Consider the following 3,173-nt stretch of genomic DNA (forward strand, 5'->3'; position numbering starts at 1 on the left):
CACCCTGCGAATTGATTTTGCGAAGAAGTGGCTGGATGATATGGAATGGATGAGCCAGGTCGGGCCCTTTACGTCGGGTGGAGCTGTATGGCATATGCATCCGGTGATGTTTTTGGATGCATTGAGGGTTAAAACCAGTGACTTAATTACTTTGGAAATGGTTTTGGCTGCAAATCATGGATTAAATAAAAGTCAGTGTGAAAAAATACTCCCTTATTTGAATAAGTATGCACAAAATTATAGTGTGAATAATAAAAAGGAAATTGCTCATTTTCTGTCACAGGTTGGTCATGAGAGTCAATTCAATATAACAAATGAGAGTTTAAGCTATTCACCGAAACGTATGCGGGAAATGTATGGGTGTAAAGGAGGGCAAAAAAGATACGACAAACAGAATGATTCATGTTCAATTGGGGTTCTTCGTGAGAAATTATGGAGCGAAGAGTCAAAATATTCTTATAACCCTGAGAACTTGGCTAATTATGTCTATGCAGACCGAATGGATAATGGTGGTGAGGAATCTGGAGACGGTTATAAATATCGTGGAAGAGGAATGATTCAGCTAACAGGTAAAAGTACGTATAGGGATTTTACTACAACACATAATGAATATAACTCCAGTGATAAGCGTGACTTTGTAGAAAATCCAGATCTGGTAGTTGATGATATTGAATATGGGGTCGAGTCCGCATTTGCGTTTTGGGTGAAGAAAAAAGACCGTAATGGCCGACATTTAAATGAAATAGCTAAGACTGATAGTGTTGAGGCTGTTACACAAGTAGTAAATGGTAGTCAGAATGGGTATTCTGACCGCGTGATCAGGTTTAATGCTGTGGCTAAAGTATTGGAGATAGAAAATGATAGCTAAAAAAATAAAAGTTTTAGTTTTTTCACTTCTCTTTCTTGTGTTTAATATTTGCGCACAAGAAACCCTTGTTCAAGGTCCATTTAAATTGAAGGGGGCGGGTGATACTTTTATTCGATATGTTAAGAATCAGGATGAGAGTATTTCCTTTGTGGCCAAAAAAAAAGGTGAAGATTCTGTTATAGATACTTATGAAGTTAGAGATGGGGTTCCAGAAATTGAAACAGTTTTCTTTTCTAAACTGTCTGAAGGAAATAATGTTGTTTCTTTGGTTTCATGGGATGAAAGAAACATAAATGAGATTCATTATAAGATTTATGTTTATACATATTGTAAAAATGGTGTAATAAAATCAAATGGAAAAATAAATTCCGATAAACATCTTGAAGGATATGATGGATATAATGGCCAGGGGTCGGTTTTTGGACTTAAAGATGCCGACTCGATAAGGCAGTATTTGGAAGGGAAATATAAATAATAACCATGTAAAGAGTCAGTTCAGACAAGTGGTAGTGCATCCAATTAGTTGAAGTTGGTGTATAGTTCCCGCTTTTGAGGTTTTCTCATGGCCAGCGTTACCGTTCATTGCCCCCGTTGTCAGTCTGCTCACGTTTACCGCCATGGGCAGAACCCTAAAGGCCGTGACCGGTTTCGCTGTCGCGATTGCTACCGCGTGTTCCTGCTCACTTATACCTATGAAGCCCGTAAGCCCGGTGTCAAAGAGCAAATTACCCAGGGAAAGATCACGGAAAGTACATTTTATATACTAAAAATGAACGATTTTCACTCAGGCGAATGCCGTTCATAACGGTGAAAGAACTATCATTTAATTGTTATTTGTGATCAAATTCTCCTGAATGAAATAAGGAGAATAGATATGGATATTGCAAAACTAATGGAGCACATCACTGCCATCCCTGATTACAGACAATCCTGGAAGGTGGAGCATAAATTATCTGATATTTTGTTGTTGACGATATGTGCTGTTATTTCTGGCGCTGAAGGCGGGGAGGATATTGAGGATTTTGGTGAAACCCATCTTGATTTTCTAAAACAATATGGCGATTTTGATAATGGCATTCCTGTCCACGACACTATTGCCAGAGTTGTGTCCTGTATCAGTCCTGAAAAATTTCATAAATGCTTTATTAGCTGGATGCGTGACTGCCATATATCAGACAATAATGACATTATTGCAATTGATGGAAAAACGCTTCGTCACTCTTATGATAAAAGTCGTCGGCGGGGAGCAATTCATGTAGGCAGCTTATAAACTATGTGAAAAGGTTTTCTTATGAAGTTTTTTTTATTTATTCTAGCTACTGCGGTTTCTTTTCATTCATATGCTAATGAATGTAAGCCCGGTGAGACTCTCATTGCGTCATGTAATCTTTCTGGGAAAGTAATTCGCATTGCCGCTTTTTGTGCAAATGAGAAAAATGATACTATAAGGTATACTTTTAGTAAGGGGAATACTTCTGAGCTAAATGTGAATTTTGATACTAAGAATAAGCTTAAAAGATGGATTGATCTTGGGACATATACTACATATCTTGGATTTAATCATGGGAGGTATTCCTATGTGTTAAGAATTCCAGAAGAAAAACCTGGGGCAGTTGCTCTTTTAGATGTAAAAGAAAATGGCAATATAATAAGCACAAAACGATGTGATTCTAATTCTTTTGGAGAAAAAAATATAAAAATGAATAGTATTGAGGATATCGCTGATTCTAGTGTTAGAAATAGTGGGTTTAAATTTCCATAGGTTTGGATTTGACAATATTTTAATAGGGGAAAATGGTGCATGAAAGATTACGAAAAGTACATTTTATATACTATGAATGTATGCTTTTCACTCAGGTGAATGCCGTTCATAACGGTGAAAAAAACCATTATTTAATTGCTGTTTGTGATCCGATTCTCCTGAATGAAATAAGGAGCATCGATATGGATATTGCAAAACTCATGGAACACATCACTGCCATCCCTGATTACAGACAATCCTGGAAGGTGGAGCATAAATTATCTGATATTCTGTTGTTGACGATATGTGCTGTTATTTCTGGCGCTGAAGGCGGGGAGGATATTGAGGATTTTGGTGAAACCCATCTTGATTTTCTGAAACAATATGGCGATTTTGATCATGGTATTCCGGTCCACGACACTATTGCCAGAGCTGTGTCCTGTATCAGTCCTGAAAAATTTCATAAGTGCTTTATTAGCTGGATGCGTGACTGCCATATATCAGACAATAATCGGCACCGGGGTCTGTACTTACACCGGAAACGATGGAGACCGCGGTTCCGCT

The 3,173-nt window shown here is 37.7% G+C and carries 3 protein-coding genes and 3 pseudogenes; all 6 read left to right on the plus strand.

Features of this window, described 5'->3' with window-relative positions; genetic code table 11:
* Window positions 1–868: pseudogene (locus tag EH228_RS13170) on the plus strand (glycoside hydrolase family 19 protein); the annotation flags it as partial.
* On the plus strand, window positions 858–1,343 hold the full coding sequence (locus EH228_RS13175) for a hypothetical protein (protein ID WP_152322112.1): 486 nt from the start codon (window positions 858–860) through the stop codon (window positions 1,341–1,343). The pseudogene EH228_RS13170 and the gene EH228_RS13175, both read left to right, overlap by 11 nt.
* Before the next feature lie 87 nt (window positions 1,344–1,430).
* Window positions 1,431–1,601, plus strand: a pseudogene (locus tag EH228_RS13180) (IS1 family transposase); the annotation flags it as partial.
* A 141-nt stretch (window positions 1,602–1,742) separates the two neighbouring features.
* Window positions 1,743–2,126, plus strand: a pseudogene (locus tag EH228_RS20865) (ISAs1 family transposase); the annotation flags it as partial.
* Between the two features lie 33 nt (window positions 2,127–2,159).
* Window positions 2,160–2,630 (plus strand): hypothetical protein, encoded by a 471-nt coding sequence (locus EH228_RS20870; protein WP_152322113.1) that lies wholly within the window; start codon window positions 2,160–2,162, stop codon window positions 2,628–2,630.
* A 182-nt stretch (window positions 2,631–2,812) separates the two neighbouring features.
* A partial coding sequence (locus EH228_RS13195) for an ISAs1 family transposase (protein ID WP_152322114.1) occupies window positions 2,813–3,173 on the plus strand: 361 nt, incomplete at its 3' end.

The sequence above is a fragment of the Erwinia endophytica genome, assembly GCF_009295515.1.
Classification (GTDB): Bacteria; Pseudomonadota; Gammaproteobacteria; order Enterobacterales; family Enterobacteriaceae; genus Erwinia; species Erwinia endophytica.